This is a genomic window from Bellilinea caldifistulae (assembly GCF_001306055.1).
Taxonomy (GTDB): Bacteria; Chloroflexota; Anaerolineae; order Anaerolineales; family Anaerolineaceae; genus Bellilinea; species Bellilinea caldifistulae.
On record NZ_LGHJ01000016.1, the window covers coordinates 38,483 to 60,401 of the forward strand.

General features: G+C 49.0%; 13 protein-coding genes. All 13 read left to right on the forward strand.

Features of this window, described 5'->3' with window-relative positions; genetic code table 11:
* Positions 1-251: 251 nt before the first annotated feature.
* The 13 genes from AC812_RS10205 to AC812_RS10265 all read left to right on the forward strand — a co-directional run bounded on the left by AC812_RS10205 (position 252) and on the right by AC812_RS10265 (position 21,908).
* Complete coding sequence (locus tag AC812_RS10205; RefSeq protein ID WP_169787292.1) at positions 252-1,505, forward strand: CpaE/TadZ family protein; 1,254 nt, start codon at positions 252-254, stop codon at positions 1,503-1,505.
* Positions 1,506-1,594: 89 nt separating this feature from the next.
* The gene (lepA, locus tag AC812_RS10210) at positions 1,595-3,397 is read left to right on the forward strand and encodes a translation elongation factor 4 (RefSeq protein ID WP_172460293.1); all 1,803 of its coding nucleotides are present in this window, start codon (positions 1,595-1,597) and stop codon (positions 3,395-3,397) included.
* Complete coding sequence (locus tag AC812_RS10215; protein WP_061915748.1) at positions 3,394-4,413, forward strand: lysylphosphatidylglycerol synthase transmembrane domain-containing protein; 1,020 nt, start codon at positions 3,394-3,396, stop codon at positions 4,411-4,413. Before lepA ends, AC812_RS10215 begins: the two co-directional genes overlap by 4 nt.
* A 20-nt stretch (positions 4,414-4,433) precedes the next feature.
* On the forward strand, positions 4,434-5,459 hold the full coding sequence (locus AC812_RS10220) for an SDR family NAD(P)-dependent oxidoreductase (protein ID WP_061915751.1): 1,026 nt from the start codon (positions 4,434-4,436) through the stop codon (positions 5,457-5,459).
* A gap of 5 nt (positions 5,460-5,464) precedes the next feature.
* Complete coding sequence (locus tag AC812_RS10225) at positions 5,465-6,634, forward strand: glycosyltransferase family 4 protein (protein ID WP_061915754.1); 1,170 nt, start codon at positions 5,465-5,467, stop codon at positions 6,632-6,634.
* Positions 6,635-6,654: 20 nt separating this feature from the next.
* Positions 6,655-7,473 carry a class I SAM-dependent methyltransferase gene (locus tag AC812_RS10230; protein ID WP_061915757.1) on the forward strand — a complete coding sequence of 273 codons (819 nt, stop codon included), beginning with the start codon at positions 6,655-6,657 and terminating at the stop codon, positions 7,471-7,473.
* A 79-nt stretch (positions 7,474-7,552) separates the two neighbouring features.
* Complete coding sequence (locus AC812_RS10235; protein ID WP_061915760.1) at positions 7,553-9,772, forward strand: glycosyltransferase family 39 protein; 2,220 nt, start codon at positions 7,553-7,555, stop codon at positions 9,770-9,772.
* A complete protein-coding gene (locus AC812_RS10240) occupies positions 9,769-15,069 on the forward strand; it encodes a DUF2298 domain-containing protein (RefSeq protein ID WP_061915761.1) in 5,301 nt (1,766 codons plus the stop codon). Before AC812_RS10235 ends, AC812_RS10240 begins: the two co-directional genes overlap by 4 nt.
* A complete protein-coding gene (locus AC812_RS10245; protein WP_201797706.1) occupies positions 15,066-15,416 on the forward strand; it encodes a DUF952 domain-containing protein in 351 nt (116 codons plus the stop codon). The genes AC812_RS10240 and AC812_RS10245 overlap by 4 nt, the downstream gene beginning before the upstream one ends.
* An 18-nt stretch (positions 15,417-15,434) precedes the next feature.
* Complete coding sequence (locus AC812_RS10250) at positions 15,435-18,005, forward strand: DUF2298 domain-containing protein (protein WP_061915767.1); 2,571 nt, start codon at positions 15,435-15,437, stop codon at positions 18,003-18,005.
* A gap of 9 nt (positions 18,006-18,014) precedes the next feature.
* Positions 18,015-19,736, forward strand: coding sequence for a hypothetical protein (locus AC812_RS10255; protein ID WP_061915770.1), 1,722 nt, complete (start codon positions 18,015-18,017; stop codon positions 19,734-19,736).
* A complete protein-coding gene (cmk, locus tag AC812_RS10260; protein ID WP_061915773.1) occupies positions 19,733-20,422 on the forward strand; it encodes a (d)CMP kinase in 690 nt (229 codons plus the stop codon). Before AC812_RS10255 ends, cmk begins: the two co-directional genes overlap by 4 nt.
* Entirely contained in the window at positions 20,415-21,908 is a 1,494-nt protein-coding gene (locus tag AC812_RS10265; protein WP_061915776.1) for a sensor histidine kinase, read from the forward strand. Before cmk ends, AC812_RS10265 begins: the two co-directional genes overlap by 8 nt.
* The last annotated feature ends 11 nt before the right edge of the window (positions 21,909-21,919 follow it).

The following is a 21,919-nucleotide window of genomic DNA, read 5'->3' on the forward strand; positions in this document are numbered from 1 at the left end:
TTGAGTCCCCCTTTTCATTATACACAAATTTCGCCCAATACAATCCCTTGAATTTTGCTTCTTGAAATACATTTATTATTATAATTACTTTAACTCCAAAAATTGTTTATAATTTTCTTAAGTCTCAAATTCTACACATTGTTTTCCGCCCGCTTTGTTTGTATAATGAGAAAAGATTATTACGGGGGTGCACTATGGAGCAATTTCTGGAAGAAAATAAAAATAACGGAACCGGTCGTCGGGAGGTGGGTATGCACAGTGATGTGGGTGCGATATCGGTGATACTGGTTGAAAATATTCCACAAATGATCAAGCATCTGCAAAAAACGATAGGCCTGATTGATGATATTGAGCTGGTCAATTCGTGTATGTCTGCGCAGGAAGCGATCGAGGCGATTCGCGATTTGAAACCGGAAGTGGCTCTGATCGAGTATAACCTGCCGGATATGAACGGTATCAATCTGACGGAGATTATCCGTAAAGAATTCCCGCAAACTCAGGTAGTGCTGATCTCCCAAGATAATTACACAGATATTGTTCTGCAAGCCATACGGACTGGCGCCTGTGACTTTATCACCCATGAGGTTTCCATCAAAGAGTTGTCGGATGTGCTTCACCGGGCAGCAGCACTGGCACACAGCGAACGACAAAAGATCAGTGCGCCAGTGCTTGGGCCGGGAGGAGCTGCCGCCACACCGATGGGTGGGAAGGGTGCCAACGGTCAAGTGATCGCGGTTTACAGTCCAAAGGGAGGGGTCGGAACCACTACGATTGCAGCCAACCTGGCTCTGGCGTTGATGGACATTGATCACGAAGCCAGAGTTGTTCTGGTGGATGGTAGTATGCAGTTTGGCGATGTTCATTTATTTTTCAACGAATTGGGACAATTATCGGTTCTGGACCTGGTGCCGCGGATTTATGATTTGGATTTACAACTCGTTGAAAGTGTCATGCTCTTAAACCGGGCAACAGGATTGTACATTTTGCCGGCACCACCTCGTCCCGAATTTGCCGAAAAAATCAGTGGTGAAAATTTCACCCGTATCCTTGAATTCCTGCGCCGCTACTACGATTACATTGTGGTGAATACCGACTCATTCATATCCGATCCGGTGCTGGCCGCTTTGGATGCGGCAGAAGTGGTGGTGCTGGTCACTTCGCAGCAGATTAATGCCATCCGCAACACCCGTCTGTTCCTGGATTTGTGGGATGCGTTTGGAATGTCGCGTGATCGGGTTGCGATGGTGGTTAATCGCTTCAATCCAGATAATCCGATTAGTGTCGAAAAAATCAGTGAGCGGCTTAAACATGCGGTGACGGTAACCCTGCCGGATGATCCGGAGTTGACCCAAAAATCTGATGCACTGGGACAGCCCGTTTTGAGAGTCAACAAAAGTGCGGAATTATCGCAGGCGATTATGACCCTGGGCGAAAATGTTCGCAAGAGAGGGATTGCCATTGAGCGGTCGGATGAGGTTCGCATGCGCCTGTTTTCAATTGCCTGAGATTCTAATATCGTCTGGTCTGGTACAGAGCGCACCATGGTGGTGCGCTCTGTTACTTTGAGGGTAATTAGGGTATACTAACCTCGATTATGGATAAGGAACACATCCGCAATTTTTGCATCATTGCTCATATTGATCACGGAAAATCCACGCTGGCGGATCGGATGTTGCAATTGACCGGCACCATCTCAGACCGTGAGATGATGGACCAGGTCTTGGATTCGATGGATCTTGAACGAGAGAAGGGGGTAACCATCAAAGCCTCGGCTGTTCGGATGATCTATCAGGCTAAAAATGGTGAGTCATACGAACTTAACCTGATTGATACACCCGGGCATGTGGATTTCAGTTATGAAGTCAGCCGGGCTCTAATGGCTTGTGAGGGGGCCTTGTTGGTGGTGGATGCCACCCAGGGAATTGAAGCTCAAACGCTTGCCAATTTATATCTTGCCCTGGATGCTGATCTGGTGATCGTGCCGGTGATCAACAAGATAGATTTGCCTTCTGCGCGGGTGGATGAAGTAGCCGAAGATATCCACAATTTGCTGGGAATTGAACCGGAGAAAATTTTACGCATTTCAGCCAAAGAGGGGATTAATGTGGATCAAGTCCTTGAAACGGTCGTCAAGGAAATTCCACCACCTAAAGGCGACCTGGACGCCCCTTTGCAGGCGTTAATTTTCGATTCGCATTACGACTCGTATAAGGGGGTGGTGGCTTACGTGCGGGTCATGGATGGGAAAGTCAATCCCACGGATATGCTGCGGATGATGTCCACCAATGTGGACATCCGTCCGGTTGAGATCGGCGTTTTCTCACCGGATATGCGGCCGGTTAAGGAGCTGCAAGCAGGGGATGTGGGGTATATTGCCACCGGTTTGAAAACCGTTTCGGAATGCCGGGTGGGAGATACCATAACCACCATTGTTCGGCCAGCCGAAAAACCATTGCCCGGCTTTCGGCATCCCAAGCCAATGGTCTTTGCCGGTATTTATCCGGTTGAAGGCGAAGATTACGAAGACCTTAAGGAAGCACTGGAAAAACTTCAATTGAATGATGCCTCTCTGGTATTTGAGCCTGAAAAGTCACAAGCCTTGAATTTTGGTTTCCGCTGTGGCTTCCTTGGCCTGTTCCACATGGAGATCATTCAGGAACGATTGGAGCGTGAATACGATCTGGATATTGTCGTCACTGCGCCATCGGTTGAATATGAAGTTGTTTTGAACAGCGGCGAAGTGATACGCATCGATTCGCCGGCCCAATTACCCGATGAATCTCAGATTGCAGAAATCCGTGAGCCATGGATGATTTTACAGATTATCACGCCAGTAGATTATTACGGCACCGTGATGGAATTGGTTAAGAAAAGACGCGGAATTTTTAAAGAACAGGAATACCCGGCTCCAACCCGGGTGCAATTGACATTTGAAATTCCCCTTTCGGAATTGATTGTGGATTTTTTTGACGAACTCAAATCGCGCACACGCGGCTATGCTTCCATGGATTATCACTTTGCCGATTACCGCCCTGGCAATTTGACCAAACTGGAAGTGCTGGTGGGGGGCGAACCGGTTGATGCGCTAGCAACCATTGTCCATCGTGACAATGCTTATCATAAAGGACAGGCGCTGGTCAGCAAATTGAAAGAATTGATTCCCCGTCAATTGTTCGATGTGGCTATCCAGGCGTCTGCAAGCGGGCGGATTATCTCGCGGGCAAATGTCAAAGCCTTACGCAAAGACGTACTGGCAAAATGTTATGGCGGTGATATTACCCGCAAGAAGAAATTGCTTGAGAAACAAAAACGCGGTAAAAGGCGGATGAAAATGGTGGGGAATGTCGAAATTCCTCAGGAAGCCTTCATGGCCATTCTTCGCTTGGAGGAAGATTGAACCGTCAAACTAAAGGGACCATAAAAAACGTCGGACGCTGGTTGCCCGGCGTGCTGATCAGTCTGATTGCCTTGTTTGTGGTTTTTCGGCTGGCTCAATGGGATGAATTGGGGCCGGCGATTGCCAGAATACCCTTGCTTTTTATTCTGGCAGCAGTGCTCCTGACCCTGTTATTTTTGATGACGCGGGCAGTGGCATGGCGCGTCATTCTGGGCAATCATGCCTCAGTCAGCCAGACTTTTTGGGCGATCAATCAGGGTTATCTTTTGAATAACCTGTTCCCTTTCCGGGCGGGTGAATTCGGAAGGGCTTTGCTGTTGGGGCAGGCTGCTCGCCTGCCGCCTGCCCGTGTGCTTTCCAGTATTGTGATTGAAAGGGCTTTCGATTTGGCAATTGCGGCGGGTTTGTTGCTGGCAACTTTACCGCTGGCATTGGGTATGGCGTGGGCGCGTTCGGTTGCCATTTTGACTTTGGGATTGGTGATAGCCGGATTATTGATGTTGTTTCTCATGTCCCGCAATCAGCAATGGGTTATTGGTCTGGTGGAAAAAATTGGGGCAAAATGGGGTTTTGTTCGCAGAGTAGTCGTTCCCCAATTAAATGCACTCATGCAAGGGTTATCCACCTTGTCCGAACCGCGCCAGTTTCTTCTAAGCCTGTTTTGGATTGGGGTCTCGTGGGGAGTTGCCGTTTCCACTTATTACGTTTTCCTGCTGCCCATTGATCCTCAAGCGCCATTCTGGTGGGGCATGTTCACCGATGCGGTTCTGGCAATGGGGATTGCCATCCCCTCGGCACCGGCTGCTTTGGGAACTTTTGAGGCTTCGATTGTTGGGGCATTGACGATTTTGGGGATTGATCAGACGGCTGCATTGGCGTATGCGATTACCCTTCACTTTATTCAATTCGTTGTTACCGGAATTTTGGGTTTGATTGCCCTGGTTCGGCAGGGAAAATCGGTGGGAACATTTCTAAAGGATATTCAAGCCAAAGTCATCAATCCAACTTCATCCTGAAAATTGGAGGGAATGGTTTTATGCCGAGAAATTACTTAATCACCGGTGGTGCAGGTTTTATCGGTTCGAATTATGTTGCCCGGCTGCTGCAAAGAGGCGAGCAGGTGATTGTGTATGATAACCTGTCACGCGCCGGTGCTGTCCGCAACCTGGCCTGGTTGAGAAAGACCTACGGTGAAAGCTCATTTCGGCTTGTTCAGGCAGATGTTCGCGATTCTCAGTCACTTCAGGAAGTGGCCCAAGAGGCAGATGTGATTGTGCATCTAGCCGGTCAGGTCGCGGTCACCACTTCCGTCGTTGATCCACGCACTGACTTTGAAATCAATGCAGCGGGAACTTTCAATATCTTGGAAGCGGCGCGGCTTTCGGGACGTGACCCAATTGTGATTTATGCATCAACCAACAAAGTGTATGGGGGGATGGAAGAGGTAAAAGTCAAGGAATTGGAAAGCCGTTATGCGTATGTGGATTATCCCTTTGGCATTCCAGAAACTTTTGGACTGGATTTTCATTCCCCTTACGGTTGCTCGAAAGGGTGTGGTGACCAATACACTCGTGACTACGCCCGGATTTATGGCTTGCGGACGGTAGTCATGCGCCAATCCTGCATTTATGGCACCCGCCAGTTCGGAATTGAAGATCAGGGATGGGTGGCGTGGTTTGTCATCGCAGCGGTTAAACGGCTGCCCATTACAATCTATGGCGATGGCAAGCAAGTGCGGGATATTCTTTTTGTTGAAGACTTGTGCGATGTCTATGACCTGGCGATTGAACACATTGATCTTGCGGCTGGTCAGGTCTTCAATATCGGCGGCGGAGCCGATTTTACGATTTCCGTTTGGGAAGAATTTGGTCCATTGCTTGAAAAACTGCTCGGTGAAAGTATTCCCGTAAAAAGAGGGGATTGGCGGCCGGGTGATCAGCGGGTTTTTATTTCCGATATACGCAAGGCGCAGGAAGTTCTGGGTTGGAAGCCAAAGGTGGGTGTCAAAGAAGGTATTCAGCGCCTTTTTGAGTGGGTGAAGACCAATCAGGATTTGTTTTAAGTCTTATGCGTATTCTGATTATCCTGACTTATTACCGCCCTCATACCTCAGGGTTGACGATTTACGCAGAAAGGTTGGCACAGGCTTTTGCCCGTCGGGGTCACACGGTAACGGTAATGACCTCACAGTATGATAAGTCGCTGCCGTTGGAAGAAATGGCTGGCGGAGTACGAATTGTGCGTGTGCCGGTTTTCATGCGGGTCAGTAAGGGAGTAATTATGCCTTCCTTTGGAGCAACCGCGAATCGGCTGGTGCGTGAACATGATGTGATTCAACTGCACCTACCGCAGTTTGATGCTGCCGGAGTGGCTCTTCGCGGACGGTTATTAAGAAAACCTACCGTAATCACTTACCATTGTGATTTGAGAATGCCGCCGGGATTACTCAGTTGGGCAGCCAATCAGGCGGTATTGCTGATGAATGAACTGGCAGCCCAATTTACCCATCGAATTGTGACCTACACCCAGGATTATGCAGAAAATTCGCCCTACCTGCGACGTTATTTGCACAAATTGAAGGTCATTCCTCCTCCCGTTGAATTGCCACGGGTGACTTCGGAGGCAGTTCGAGAATTCCGTCAGCGGACAAACCCGCAAGACCGTAAACCTGTGATTGGAATGGCCGCTCGCCTGGCAACCGAGAAAGGCGTGGAAGTGCTGGTTGAGGCACTGCCAAAGGTGCTGGAAGCCTATCCTCAAGCTCAGGTGCAATTTGCCGGCACTTACCAAAACATTGTGGGAGAAGAGGCGTATTATGCCAAAATCATGCCGCGCATTGCTCGTTTTCAGCAAATCGGAGCGTGGCAATTCCTTGGTAATCTCTCTCCTGATCAGATGGCTTGTTTTTACCCCAATTTGGATGTGCTGGTTTTGCCGTCACTGAACTCAACCGAGGCTTTTGGGCTCGTCCAAATCGAAGCGATGATCAGTGGGACTCCCTCGATTGCTTCCAATTTACCGGGGGTTCGGCAGCCGGTCAAGATCCATGAGATGGGTAAAGTCGTTGAAATCGGTGACCCCCACAGTCTGGCAGAGGCATTGTTGGAAGTGCTGAGCAACCGGCAGGCGTTTATACGAGATCCTCAACCGATTCGCCAGCGCTATCTGCCGGATACAATTGCGCAAGAATACGAAAAATTATTCACCGAAATCCAACAAGATCTTCGTAGATCCTGATTTTTGAGGTTGAGAAGGCTTTGGAACAGACTTCATCCTTCGAAAAAGATTTTTTATGGCTCAATATCCGTGAATTGCCCTATTTTCGGGGGGTATTGCGTGCGGTTGAAGCCCGTTTCTACCAATCCATTGAATTGGTCGAACCGGTGCTCGATCTGGGTTGTGGAGACGGTCATTTTGCCTCAATTGCATTTGAAAAACCGCTCACCGTTGGTCTGGATCCGTGGTGGAAACCGGTCAAAGAAGCAGCAGAAAGGGGCACATACCGCCTCACATTAAGGGGCAGCGGTTCGACAATGCCCTTTGAAGATGAATCTTTCGCCAGTGTCGTCAGTAATTCAGTCCTGGAGCACATTCCCAATTTAATGCCCGTTCTGGAGGAAACCGCGCGGGTTCTCAAACCGGGTGGATTGTTTGTGTTCTGTGTTCCCAATCATCGTTTCCTGGGAAGTCTTTCTATTGCCCAATTTTTGGATCGAACAGGCTTGAAAAGCGCAGCAAAGCGCTACCGGGGATTTTTCAACCGGATTTCTCGACATTACCATTGTGACGATTTTTCTACATGGAAGGACCGCCTGACCCGCACCGGCTTTGAAGTGCTTCGCCATTGGGATTACTTTTCGCCGCGTGCTTTAGCCCTTCTGGAATGGGGGCATTATTTTGGTTTGCCTTCTTTGTTCAGCCGCTGGTTGTTCAAACGCTGGATTCTGGTCAGTCAGCCTTGGAATCTGGCAATCACTCGTTCGGTGTGCAAGTCGGTTTATCTGGAAACACCCCAACAAAAGGAGGGGGTTTACTCCTTTTATATTGCCCGAAAAATATCTAAACCAAACACCTGACATTCGAAGCGCTTGTCAGTAATCCGAGGCTGATGTAAGATATACCATCGTAGTGATTAATTGATTCCTTCTCGCGACCATGGACGAATCAAAAGAACCCACTGTATTGGATTATGTCAAAGCGTTATTGATGCCGTGGAAAGGTAAACCACCGGCGCTTTCAGCGAAACAACCGACGGCTGATCAATCCTTGGTTGAACCAAAAGAAGATCTGAGTACCTCTCCTGATATTACAACGCTGGAAATGAAGGTAGAGGAAAAGGGCGAACCGGTGGTATTCCCCTCGTCGGCTGAGGAACGATTAAAACTGCCGATTGGGTGGCGGACCTTGCTGGCATTTGTCCTGGCAGTAATTGGGCAGTCTTTTCTGGAACCTCCCCGTCAGCAGGTCAGTGTTGCACTGATCTTTTATGGTCTGGCGGTTGTCGCTCTGATATTTGCAGTGATTTCTAAAGAGTGGTTATTAGCGGAATACGCGGATCATACGGCTACTCCAATGGCGGTTACCGTAAATCGGAATCCGATTCTGCTTTCACTACCTTTGTTGCTGCTGGCCTTTATCTTTTTTAGTGGTAATCGTTTTACTACGCTTAACCTGACTCTCTGGCTGGCAGGCACAATATCACTTGTGGCCGGGTTTTACCTTCCCTCTCGAACCCGGTTAAGCCTCAAAAGCAAAATCCGCTCATTTTTCCTTGCTCCGCAAGTGATCATCCGAATCACACCCTGGAGTATTCTGGTTCTGCTGGCCATCGGGTTGGTGGTGTTCTTCCGTTTTTATCGGTTGAGTGAAGTGCCGGGCGAGATGTTCAGTGACCATGCCGAAAAATTGATGGATGTAGCGGATGTGCTGCAAGGACAAACATCCATTTTCTTCCCACGAAACACTGGACGTGAAGCAATTCAAATGTATTTGACTGCGCTGATTGCAATTGTTGCAGGAACAAAACTTTCCTTCATGAGTCTGAAAATTGGGACAGCCCTGGCGGGTGTCCTGACTCTCCCTTTTATTTACTTTTCAGGAAGGGAAATTGGCGGAAATCGGGTTGGATTGCTGGCGTTTGTGCTGGCAGGTGTTGCTTATTGGGCAAATGTGATTGCTCGAATTGGGCTGCGATTCCCGCTGTATCCATTATTCGCGGCTCCAACTCTTTACTTTCTGGTCAAGGGATTGAAATACCGCAGCCGAAATGACTTTATCTGGGCAGGAATTTTCCTTGGATTGGGACTGCATGGTTACAGCCCGGCGCGTCTTGTTCCCATGGTGGTTGTTGCGGCCGTCATAATTTATCTGATTCATCGTCAATCTGAGGGTAACCGCCGCGAAGCAGTAATTGCTCTCATTCTTCTGGCGATTACCTCTCTGGCCGTGTTTCTGCCTTTGCTGCGCTATGCGCTCAGCGATCCAGAAATGTTTGCCTATCGGGCGTTGACTCGACTGGGTGAAACCGAAACGGTTTATCCGGCCCCCGTTGGGATTGTTTTCCTGAATAACTTGTGGAAGTCCATGATCATGTTCTTCTACAAAAACGGCAACATCTGGGTTCATTCGATTCCTAATCGGCCGGCGCTGGATGTGATTAGTGCGGCTTTGTTTTTCCTTGGAAGTACATTGGTGGTCATTCGTTACATTCGTCAGCGTCACTGGCTTGATTTGTTCTTACTGGTATCCATTCCATTGCTGATGATGCCCTCAATTCTCTCGCTGGCGTTTCCGGAAGAAAATCCCTCGCTAAACCGCAGCGGTGGGGCGATCATCCCTGTGTTCATTTTAGCGGCAGTGGGATTGGATGCCGTGATTCGGTCTATCGAGCGGCGTTACTCGAACGGTTATCAACGCATCATCCCGCTTGGAGTAACCGCTTTATTGATATTTTTCATCAGTTCGGCGAATTACGATTTGGTGTTTCGGCAGTTTGATCGGCAGTTTATGGCCGGGGCATGGAACACTTCCCAAATTGGGGCGGTGATCCGAGGTTTCAGCGAAGCACAGGGTAACCCAGATACGGCTTATGTGGTACCTTACCCGCACTGGGTAGATACCCGCCTGGTGGGTATCAATGCCGGTTTTCCCCTGAAGGACTATGCGTTGTGGCCGGATCAATTTGAAACGACTTTGAGTGAGACACGGGCTAAATTGTTTGTGATTAATCCGCGTGATGAGGATGCCGTCCATAAGTTGCAGGAGCTGTACCCGACTGGGTGGTTGTATTTTTATGATGTGGAGTTAGAAGGAAAGGATTTTCTGCTTTATTTTGTACCCCCTGCCGGGACGGAAGATGGAACAGTGCAGCCATGAGTGAGGGTGTTTCCACCACGAAAAAAGTGCAAAGCCGGCTTTTTATTGAGCCGATTCGTCTAAGCTGGCTTTTGGACATTTGCCTGCTTGGCGTTTTACTCGTTGGATTAATCCTCCGGTTTAATGGTTTGGAATGGGGGGAAGGACAATATCTTCATCCAGATGAGCGATTTCTGGTGTGGGTTACGGCCGATTTGAAACCCGTTGATCGAGTGGGAGATTATTTTGATACGGCTCAATCCACCCTGAACCCTCACAATGTCGGTCATCGCTTTTTTGTTTACGGCACATTCCCGATTTTTCTAACCCGCTACCTGGCCGAATGGGCTTTTTCCAGTAACGGTTGGGAACAAATAATTGTGGTTGGCAGGAGTTTGAGCGCGCTGTTTGACCTGTTGACGGTGCTGTTGGTTTTTTTGATTGGGGAACGCCTTTGGGGAAAAGTCGCTGGGATTTTAGGGGCAACATTTTCTGCGCTGGCTGTGTTGCAAATTCAGCAGGCTCATTTTTATACGACAGATTCTTTTGCTACTTTTTTCTCAACGCTGGCGATCTATTTTGCCGTCCGCTTGGCGACCCTGACGGAAAAACCGGTAGAAGAGCAATCCTCCCGTAATTTGGTTGAAAAAATTGATGCTCGGGTGGTGTGGAATTGTGCCGTCTTTGGGGCGGCAGCAGGTCTGGCGGCCGCCTGTAAAATCCACGTTGGAGTTGTGGCATTAATCCTGCCGGGTGTTCTGTTGTGGGGGTATTTTAATCCGAGACGCGAAAACAGGTTTTTTACACCGATGGAGGTTTTGGGCGGTTTGCTGATCGGTGGGCTCAGCGCATTTGTGATCTTTCGGCTGTTCCAGCCATATGCTTTTCAGGGGCCGCAGGTTTGGAATGTCCTCCCAAATCCGCTGTGGGTGGAGAATCTGAAAAGTTTACTGGCACAAACCGGCGGTGATGTGGATTTTCCACCGGCATTGCAATGGGCGCGTCGTCCCATTACTTTTTCCTTTCAAAACATGGTGCTCTGGGGAATGGGACTCCCAATGGGCTTGTTGGCCTGGACAGGAATGATCTGGCTGGGTTGGCAGTTGATCAAGAACCGCTTCACCCATCCTTTTACTGCTGTTTGGGGGTGGACGGTCTTGTTCTTTATCTGGCAGTCCTTGCAGGGCAATCCGACGATGCGTTATCAGCTGCCGATTTATCCAATTTTGGCATTGACCGCTGGCTGGACAATATTCGCTTTGTGGGAAAAAGCAAATCACGTTTACCGGAACAACCCGGTGAAAATCCGGCAAAGTCGTTGGGGGATCATTGGGCTAGGTCTGATTGTTATGGGGTTGACAGCCGGATGGGCGGTTGCCTTTGATGGGATTTACACGCGCCCGGTGACGCGGGTTGAGGCATCACGCTGGATTTATCAAAACGTACCGGGAGCGGTGAACCTGACCATTCGTATGGAAAACGAAGAGTATCATCAACCGCTGGCTTTTACTTCGCTGATGGTTCTACAGCGAGGTGAAGCAATCCATACCAGTTTTCGCGCTGCTCAAAGCGGGACGATAAGTGAAATTTACTTTGACAACATCCGCGACTTGACCCTCAATGATAATCCCAAGACATTGCTTGTCACGATTCAGGAAGCCGGAGAGGTCTATGCTGCCAAAGGCTCAGGTATGCTGATGCAAACCTTTGCGGAAAATCAGCCCCGTCCCCACAGGCTTGTTCTGGATTTTCCACTGGCAGTGGAGGCGGGTAAGCTGTACACGATTTCGGTTTGGTTTGAGGGGGCAGAAACAGCCCTCTCTTTGCAGGGTGGGGGTGCGGTACTGATCCGTAATGAGGAGGGTACATTCCGCCAGCTTTTGGTAGATTGGACGGAATCTGTCCGGTCAAACCGCCCTCTGGAAATCACTTTCCAGCCACTTCGATCCGGACTCTTGAACGAGATTGGATTTTACCGAATTGTGGATCGGACTGCATCGCAAGGGATGAAAACCTTTCGGATCGAGGTTTTTGACCGCAGTATTGCTGGGCAACCGCTCAGCAACGCAATTCTGACTGATGATTTTACGGCTGAAGGGCTGGATGCACGAGGAAAAAGCGTGAGTTTAGCACTAAATCCACCTTTGAAAGTGGAGGCGGGAAAAACTTACACCATTCAAATGGATCTGGTGGAGGGGGAAGGAGAGATTGTCTTTTTCCCTGCTGCGGGTGTAAATGAAACGGTTTGGGACGACGGCTTACCTTTACGCCTGGAAGGGTTTGACCCATATGGAGGGATTTATCCGCGTGATTTGACACTTGATTTATATGCCGATGATTCGGTGGAAAAGCGTGAGCAGATGATTGATTTGCTCAACCGGGCGGATTATATCTATATCTCATCCAACCGGCAGTGGGGAACAACTACCCGATTACCTGAACGTTACCCGCTGACCACCGCTTACTATCGCTACTTGCTGGGGTGTCCGGCGGAGAAAGACCTTTTATGGTGCTACCGGGTTGCCCAACCGGGCATGTTCAACGGTCAACTGGGTTTTGAACTGGTAGCCGTTTTTCAGTCCAACCCGAAATTGGGGGGAGTCGAAATCAACACCCAATTTGCAGAAGAGGCTTTCACGGTTTACGACCATCCCAAAGTGCTGATTTTCAAAAAAATTGAGGGATTTGATCCCCTTCAAACAGCGCGTCTTTTGAGAAGTGTGGATTTATCAGCAGTGATCCACGTCCTTCCCGGAAGGGCACCTTCTTACCCGGCCAACCTGATGCTGCCGGATCATCTGCTGGCATTACAGCGCAGCGGCGGGACCTGGGCTGAGTTATTTGACAGCAATGGTCTGCTGAACCGTTTTCCGATGTTGGGCTGGTTGATTTGGTATCTTGTCATCAGTGTAGTGGGGTGGATTGCCTATCCGATTTTGCGCGTAGCCATGAAGGGGTTGCCGGACCATGGTTTTCCCCTTAGCAAGATTGCTGGCTTACTTTTCTTATCCTGGGGGGTATGGCTGATTGCGTCCCTGGGAGGCAGGTTTGAGCGTAGCACAATAACAATCGTATTCTTGATTCTGCTGCTATTCAGTGGGTTGGCAACTTTCTGGCAGCGTAATGATTTAATTGAGGAATTTCGCGAGCGAAAAGCATATTATCTGCGGGTTGAAGGGATTGGGCTGGCATTTTTTATATTCTTCACTTTGATTCGGATTGGTAACCCGGATTTGTGGCATCCCGCCTTTGGCGGCGAGAAGCCGATGGACTTTGCCTACTTTAACGCCATACTGAAAAGCACTGTTTTTCCCCCATACAATCCATGGTACAGTGGTGGATACATCAACTATTATTACTACGGATTTGTGCTGGCAGGGGTACCAACCAAATGGCTGGGAATTATCCCTTCAATAGCCTACAACCTGATCCTGCCGACGATGTTTGCTACCTTTGCCTTGGGCGCATTCAGCGCGGGTTGGAACATTGCTGCTCATTTTCTCAAAGAGAGCAGACAATCCGATGAAGGGGTTGGGGGAAAGCGGTCTGTCTTTGGAAAACCGTTTTGGATGGGGCTTGGGTCCGCCATTGCAGCCTTGATTCTGGGCAATCTGGGCACTGCCAGGATGATCTGGCACGGTTTGATGCGCCTTGCGATGAGTGGTTCATCACTGGAAGAGGCAAACTTTTTCTTGAAACTTTCCTGGACAATTCAGGGACTTTCTCGCTTTTTAGCCGGAGCGCGGCTGCCTTACAGCACAGGTGACTGGTACTGGATTCCCAGCCGGGCATTGCCGGGTGAAGCCATTACGGAATTCCCGTTTTTTACATTCTTATATGCGGATCCCCACGCTCACCTGTTTGCGCTTCCCTTAACGATGTTGGCTCTGGGCTGGTGTCTTTCGGTGGTTTTTGGTCAATGGCGTTGGGGATTCAATCAGGTAAAAACTGTCCCAGCCTTTCTTCTTTCGCTACTGGTGGGCGGACTGGTCATTGGGGTTTTACGACCAACCAACACGTGGGATATGCCCACTTATCTGGGATTGGGGGTTTCTGCTCTGGTCTACTCCGCCATTCGTTATGATAGCAGTTGGGATGCTTACCTGAAAGGTATTCCGGTTTGGTTAAAACGGTTGGCGGTTGGTCTGGGGGCCAGCTTGGTTTTGACCGGGTTATCATTTCTCTTATTCCTGCCGTATTCGCAATGGTACGCGCAGGGTTATGGTAGTGTGCAACTATGGGAAGGAAGCCGCTCCCCGGTTGCTTCCTATCTGACCCATTGGGGTTTGTTTTTCTTTGTGATTGCCTCGTGGTTGGTATATGAAACCATCCACTGGATGGCGAACACTCCGCTCTCGTCGTTGCAAAAATTGCGTCCATGGCGGTTCTGGATTTTCAGTGGGCTGGGGATTTATCTGTTAGCCGTTGTTTTGTTAAATGTTTCTTTGAAAGTCGAAATTGCCTTTTACCCGCTCACTATAGCAGTGTGGTGTTTGATTTTGCTGCTTCGACCTTATCAACCGGATGCCAAACGCGCTGTACTGTTTCTGATTGGTACAGGAGTCACCCTGACGCTGATGGTGGAAGTTATCGTATTGGTGGGTGATATTGGCCGGATGAATACTGTGTTCAAGTTTTACTTGCAGGCCTGGAATTTGCTGGCCATCAGCGCGGCAGCGGCGACCGGCTGGTTGCTGCCAGCCATTGAGTCCCAATGGAAATCCGGCTGGAAGCCCGTCTGGCAGTTTGTACTGAGTGCTTTATTGGTTGCAGCGTTGTTATATCCGCTGATGGCGGGGGCAGCCAAGGTTCGCGATCGAATGAGCAGTATTGCTCCACATGGATTGGATGGGATGGCGTATATGCGTACAGCGGAGTATTCCGATCAGGGGCGCACGATGGATCTCAGTCAGGATTACCGCGCCATACGTTGGATGCAGGAGAATGTGAAAGGTTCGCCGGTGATTGTGGAAGCCAACACACCATTGTATCGGTGGGGATCGCGTTTTTCGATTTACACCGGGCTGCCAACCATCATCGGCTGGGACTGGCATCAACGCCAGCAACGAGCAGCGGTGCAGAATGATTTTACCGTTCAAAACCGCATTCTGGATGTTGCCGAAATTTACAACAGTCTCTCGAAGGAGGTCGTCAGAGAACTTTTAGACCGATACGCTGTACAATATATTATTGTGGGGCAGTTGGAACAGGCTTATTACGAGCCGGCAGGACTATCCAAATTCCCCCAATGGGATGGTGAACTTTGGAAAGAAGTTTACCGCGATATGGACACGGTGATTTATGAGGTAATCCCTTGAACACACAACAAACTTCCGACATGATTTATCACATTGCGGAACAAAAAGAGTGGCTAAAAGGTATCGAGTTGGGCTCATACCGGTCCGATTCTCTGAGGGTTGAAGGTTTCATCCATTGTTCTACGCGTGAACAGGTCATGGAAGTAGCCGAGAGATTATTCTCTGATCGGACGGATGTGGTTGTGTTGGAAATTGACCAGGAGTCCTTACCGGTAGAGGTCAGGTACGAAATCGCTCCAAATGGAAACGCTTATCCTCATGTATATGGAGAAATCCCGCTTGAAGCAATCCGGCGAGTTCTGGTTCTCGATTGGAAAAATCGCAGGTTGGAAGATTTATCTGCCTGAACGGTTGGGGATGAAGCGATGAGCCAAATTCTGATGACATTGATCTGGTATTTGATGGTTACGGCGGCGGGTTACTTAACGCTGCCTCTGGCTTTTCGCTTTCTGAAGTTTTTACCGGATCGCGGCTTTACCTTCAGCCGTTCGCTGGGATTGCTGCTGTGGGGATACATCTTTTGGCTGCTGACTACTTTTGGTCTGTTACAAAACAATGCCGGAGGGGTTCTTTTCGGACTGATTTTGCTGGCGGGTGTGAGCGCCTTTTTCATGCGCGGAGGTTGGTTTGAGTTCAAGGACTGGTTCGGTACGCAGAGGCGGTTAATTTTAACGGCTGAAAGTCTGTTTTTGATTGCTTATCTTTCCTGGACGGTGGTAAGGGCTGCTAATCCCGAAATCATCTATACCGAGAAGCCGATGGAATTGGCCTTTATCAATGCTATCTTGCGCTCACCATCCTTTCCTCCCTTCGATCCATGGCTGGCAGGATATGCAATCTCCTATTATTACTTTGGTTACGTTATTGTCGCGATGTTGATCCACCTGAGCGGGGTGCCCAGTTCGATTGGGTTCAATTTGGGGATTGCCATGTGGTTTGGGTTGACTGCACTGGCTGCGTATGGGGTTTTGTTCAATCTATTGAGCGGTATCCTGTCTACGAATAAACCGGCGGAATCAAACCGAAAAGCGGTTGGCTGGGCGTTGTTGGCACCGCTGTTTATCCTGATTGTCAGCAATCTGTCCGGCCTGCTGGACATCCTGCATGCGCGGGGCATCTTCTGGCAGCGTAATCCACAAGGGGTTCTGGAATCATCCTTTTGGAAATGGCTGGGAATTCAGGAGTTTGACCAACCCCCGCCGGAACCGCTTTCGTGGACGCCCAAGCGTACTTACTGGTTGTGGTGGCGCGGCTCACGCGTATTGCAGGATTTTAACCTGCTCAATCAGCGCGAAGAAGTGATTGATGAATTTCCTTTCTTCTCCTATCTGCTGGCAGATATGCACCCGCATGTCCTGGGAATGCCGTTTGTCCTTTTGGCTGCCGGTTTAGCATTGAATTTTTACTTTTCTTTCAAAAAACAATCGCCCCCGGAACCTTCGGTTTTGAACTGGCTCAAAGATCCACATATCTGGTTAAGCGCCTTGATTTTTGGCGGTCTTTCTTTTTTGAATACATGGGATTTTCCCATCTATCTGGGGTTGTTTGCAGGAGTATATGTCTTCTACCGTTATTTGCACAACGGGTGGGGGTGGCAGCGGGTTGGGGATTTTGTGTTTGTGGCAATAACGGTGGGAATTCTGGGAATTTTGCTGTATTTGCCGTTTTATTTGGGTTTTTCTTCGCAGGCAGGCGGTTTTCTGCCGAGCCTGATTTTTCACACCCGCGGGGTGCATTTCTGGGTCATGTTTGCGCCTTTGCTGTTACCCATTTTGTTCTGGCTGCTTCTTCAGGGTGGAGGTTACCTGCGGCCGGGGTTGCGCTGGGGTGTGCTGCTCGGATCCGCTATTGTAGCGGCGGGTTGGATTTTGATGCTGATCGCCAGTAAGGTGATCGAACTGGCCGGATTAATTGGACAAACGTGGATGACTGCTGCTGACACCAATCTGGCAAGGATGGGGCAAACGCTGACCAGTTTGAGCGGCTTGTTTTTCATCAAACAGGGCGGATCGGGTACGGAATTGTTTCAGGCTGCTTTACTGCGGCGGATTAGCGCCCCGGGTACGTGGCTCACATTGATGATTATTTTGATTTTCGTATTTGCCACGATTGTCACTTTGCGGCGTTTATATGGTTTTTCTCTGGCGTCAGAAAATGATCCTGTTCGGTCATTGCCGGAAGAAGATCAAAACCGGGGTTTTGTATTATTGTTGATTTTGCTGGGTGCGGGTTTGACTCTCGCACCGGAGTTTTTCTATTTACAGGATGATTTTGGCACCCGAATGAACACAATCTTCAAGTTCTATTTTCAGACATGGATTTTGTGGGGAATTGCGGCCGCCTATTCGAGTGCCATTCTTTTGCAGCGATTCCACGACGGACGGGGAGGGGTGGTAAAAATTGTCTGGGTGATCCTGATGGCATGTTCTTTGATTTATCCGGGGGTGATGCTACCGGCCAAAACGGGGCTACTCCGCGGCCAGCCCGTTTCATTGACTCTGGATGGAAAAGCTTACTTACAGCGCGATGAACCGGATGAATGGCAGGCATTCCAGTTTTTATGGGAGATGCCTTTGGGAAATGTAGTTGAAGCGGTCGGTCCACAATACAACCCTCAATTCGCAAGGGTTGCGACCCATGCCGGTCAACCCGGTTTGTTGGGTTGGGAAGGCCACGAAATTCAGTGGCGGGGTACTGCCCGGGAGATGGGCTCACGCCGGGTAGATATTGAGACTCTCTATCAGACCAGCGATTGGTTGAGGGCTAGGGAAATTATCCAGCAATATGGCATCCGTTATATTTATATCGGGCCGGTAGAACGAAGTGCCTATCGTGTTTCCGAAAATAAGTTTTCGGCAAATTTGGGTTTGCTATTTGCTAATTCCAATGTGCGGATATACGAAGTGCCGGATGCACTGGTGGAAAAAACACCCTGAGATGTCAATATGATGAAAAAGAACTCATTTTCTCTAAATGGTGAAAAGGTTTTATATGGATTGATCTTGATCATTGGGCTTGCTTTACGATTAATTCAACTGGGCAAGCTGCCGCTCAGTGATGAAGAGGCCCGGCTGGCTTTGCAGGCGTTTGGGTTAGCCAGCGGTGAAAGTTCGCCATTTTTCAATCCGGACGGCGGTTATTTGATTACGACGACTGGATTATTTTTTATCTTTTCTAAAAGTGAATTTCTGGCTCGCCTGATCCCGGCTTTGGCAGGAACGCTGATTTGCCTGATTCCGTTGGCATTTCAAAGACTTCTGGGAAGAAAAACGGCTTTGATTGCCGCGTTCGGGCTGGCATTGGACGGCGGCTGGCTTGCGGCTTCCCGGCAAGCCGGCAGTCACACCTGGGCAGTCTTGTTCTTATTGGCTGTAATTTGGGCTGTCTCCTCTCGGCGCTGGAAAATGGCAGGTATTTTTAGCGGTTTACTGTTACTGGGAGGGGTTGAGGTTTGGAAAGGTTTAATCCCTTTGGGGGTTGCTATTGGGGTTTATAATCTCTGGTTCAGGTGGGAAAGTTTTGCGTGGAACGACGTATGGCTATCGTTTAGGAATAATTGGAAAGAATTTCTGACTTGGGCGGTCGGGGCTTTGCTGGTTCTTGGGAGCTTGTTCTTAATCCTGCCGACCGGATGGAGCGCAATGGGAGGCGGTCTGATTTCTTATCTGCGTGGTTGGAACAACCCTTCCGGTGTTTCAGTGGGGATGATCTTAACAGCCATGCTGATTTATCAGCCGATCAGCACCCTGTTTGGTTTAATTGCTTCCCTCCGGCAGATCAAAAAATCTGTGAGTCTGGAACTCTTTTTGACGATTTGGAGTTTTTTTGCCCTGATTCATTGCTTCCTCTATCCAGCGCGTGAAGTTCTGGATGTGTTATGGGTATCGCTTCCGCTTCTCGGTTTGGCGGCGCGACTTTTATCATCTCTGTTGCGTTTTAATTTTGATCAACGCATTGCAGCACTGATATACGGGGTGGTGGTTTTGATATTTTTGATGTTTACTTCACAAAATATCATGCGCCTATTCAGCCCGGGGCGGGTGGCAGTCAATACTCAACCTGAAATCATTGCTATTCTGGCTGCTTTGTTGTTTGTGATCATTTCCGTTATTTTGATCGGGTGGGGATGGTCTACCCGTGTGGCTGGTTATGGGGTCACATGGGGACTACTGGTATGGCTGATGCTCTTTTGGCTGTCTGGGAGCTTTCATGCAGCCGGTTTGGGCGAAAATCCGGAAACAAATCCCTTTCGACGGGGCTGGTTCATCAGCGAAGCGGATTTGCTAAAAGATACCATTGGTGATTTATCGGAACTGAATGTGCGCTCACGCACGGGATTGGATGTAATGGCGATTGGATTGGATCAACCGGCAATGCGCTGGTTCGCCAGAGAATTCACCAATTTTAAGTTTGAAAATACTTTTCAACCCCAAATTCAGAGTTCAATTGTTCTAACAGGATCATCGGAGGGGGTCGTTTTTGGGGAAAATTATCGTGGGCAAGATTTCCATTGGCAAGTACAGCCAATTTGGGATCTAATGACAGCCAAGGAATGGATGCAGTGGGCAATTTTCAAAATTGCTCCCCTGGAAAACAAGATGATCTTCTTATGGGCGAGAGAAAGTCTCTTCCCGGGTAGTGAAATTTCAAACGAGGTGCAACCTTGACCATACCCAACAGCATTGCAATAGACGGGCCGGCATCGTCCGGTAAATCAACGATAGGGGTGAGGCTTGCCGAACGACTGGGATATTTGTTTTTTGATACAGGAATAATGTACCGGGCAGTTACGCTGGCGGTTATTCGGGCAGGGATCGGCGTGGATGATGAAGAAGGGGTTACCCAACTGGCTCATCGCGTACACATTGATGTACGTCCCCCGACAGTTGCCGATGGGCGAAAAGAAGATGTGCTTTTGGATGGCGAGGATGTCACCTGGGCGATCCGCGAGCCGGAAGTTGAGAAAAGGGTTTCAAAGATTTCCGCTTATGCAGGGGTTCGGCGGGCAATGACCGAGCTGCAGCGACGGATTGGCAAACGAGGAAGAGTGGTGATGGTTGGCAGAGATATTGGCACAGTGGTCATGCCGGACGCCGATCTTAAGATTTTTCTAGATGCGTCTTTGGAAGAACGAGCAAGACGGCGTTTTCGAGAACTGATTCAACGAGGTGAAGCGGTCAGATTTGAAGATGTGCTTGCCGGTTTGAAACAGCGCGATCAAATTGATTCTTCCCGTGAGATTGCCCCTCTGAAGCCAGCGGACGATGCGGTCATCCTCAACACGGATGGATTGAGCGTTGAAGAGGTTTTGAAAAGGGTTTTTGAATTGTGCAAGGATTGTGGAGATGACTGAAAATCATCAAGTGGAGCAGGAACTACGGGATACCCGTCATATCCTTAATCGCCTTCTGGCGGTTAGTCCCGCGGTGATTTATTCCACAACGCCATTCCCCCCATACCGGGTTCGGTATATCAGCGAAAATGTGACGATTGTTACCGGTTATTCGCCGGAGCAATTCATCGAAGATGCCGGTTTCTGGAAATCGAAGGTTCATCCTGAAGACCGTCCAATGGTTTTGGAGCAGTTGAATAAAATGCAACTGCTTGATTACATAGAAATGGAATACCGTTTTTTAGCAGCTGACGAACAATATCATTATCTTCGCGAGGAAATTAAAATCCTGCGTGACGCCGAAGGACAACCCATTGAAGGAATCGGATATTTTATTGACATTACCCGCCAAAGGAATTACGAGGAAGCCATCCGCCAAAGCGAAAATCTTTACAGAAGCCTGGCAGAAGCATCACGAGATTTGATCATTTTAATTTCCCGTGAAAAAACGATTGAGTACATCAATAGTTACGCGCGGCAGGCACTGGGATGGGGCGAATTCCAAACCCGATTGCCATCTTATAGTCATATTTTGAAATTGATCCCCGAAAGCCCAGTTCAACAAGTTTTTCAGACTCAACAGGCTGTTTACACCGAAAATTCAGCCGTTATTTCGAAGCGAAAAATTTGGCTTGGCACCTGGTTAGTGCCTATTTTCACCTCCCAAGACGAAGTTGAATTTGTGATGGCCGTTGCCAGAGACATAACGCGGCAGAGAGAGACAGAAGAGGAACTTCAGCGGGCATTAAAGGCAGAGCAGGAACTCAATTCATTACGCTACCGTTTTTTAACGATGACCACCCATGAATTTAAAACACCCATCAGTACAATCCTCTCCTCGATTGAGCTTCTGGAAACTTACGGCGAACGTTGGAGTGCGGAAAAGCGGAGTGATCACATCAACCGCATTAAAGCCGCTGCTCAACGGCTCAATCAAATGTTGAGTGATGTGTTGGAGGTCAATCGGGTGGAAAGCAGCGCAGGATTGGAAGCCAGCGAGAAAGTGGATCTTCTTCAATTGTGCCATGATGTTATTAGCGAGATTCAGCAGGCAGACCAGAATCAGCACCCGCTGGTATTCGTCCATACCGGCGAGTTGAGCCTTTTGAGGACCGAACCGCGCTCCTTGCGAAATATCATTTCAAATTTACTTTCCAATGCAGTGAAGTACTCATATCCCGGTAATGAAGTGATGTTAGAACTGACCACCGCTCCAGATCATTTTTGGATCAAAGTACATGACCGAGGGATTGGGGTTCCGGAGAAGGATCGCGAAAATCTTTTTGAGCCGTTTTATCGTGGAGAAAATGTTAATTCTATTCCTGGCACAGGGCTTGGCTTGACCATTGTCAAGCGCTCGGTGGAAGCATTGGGGGGGGAAATTCACTATGAGGAAAAAGCCGAGGGTGGGTCTATATTCATTGTCCGCATTCCGGTAAGAACTTAATCAGTGGAGAA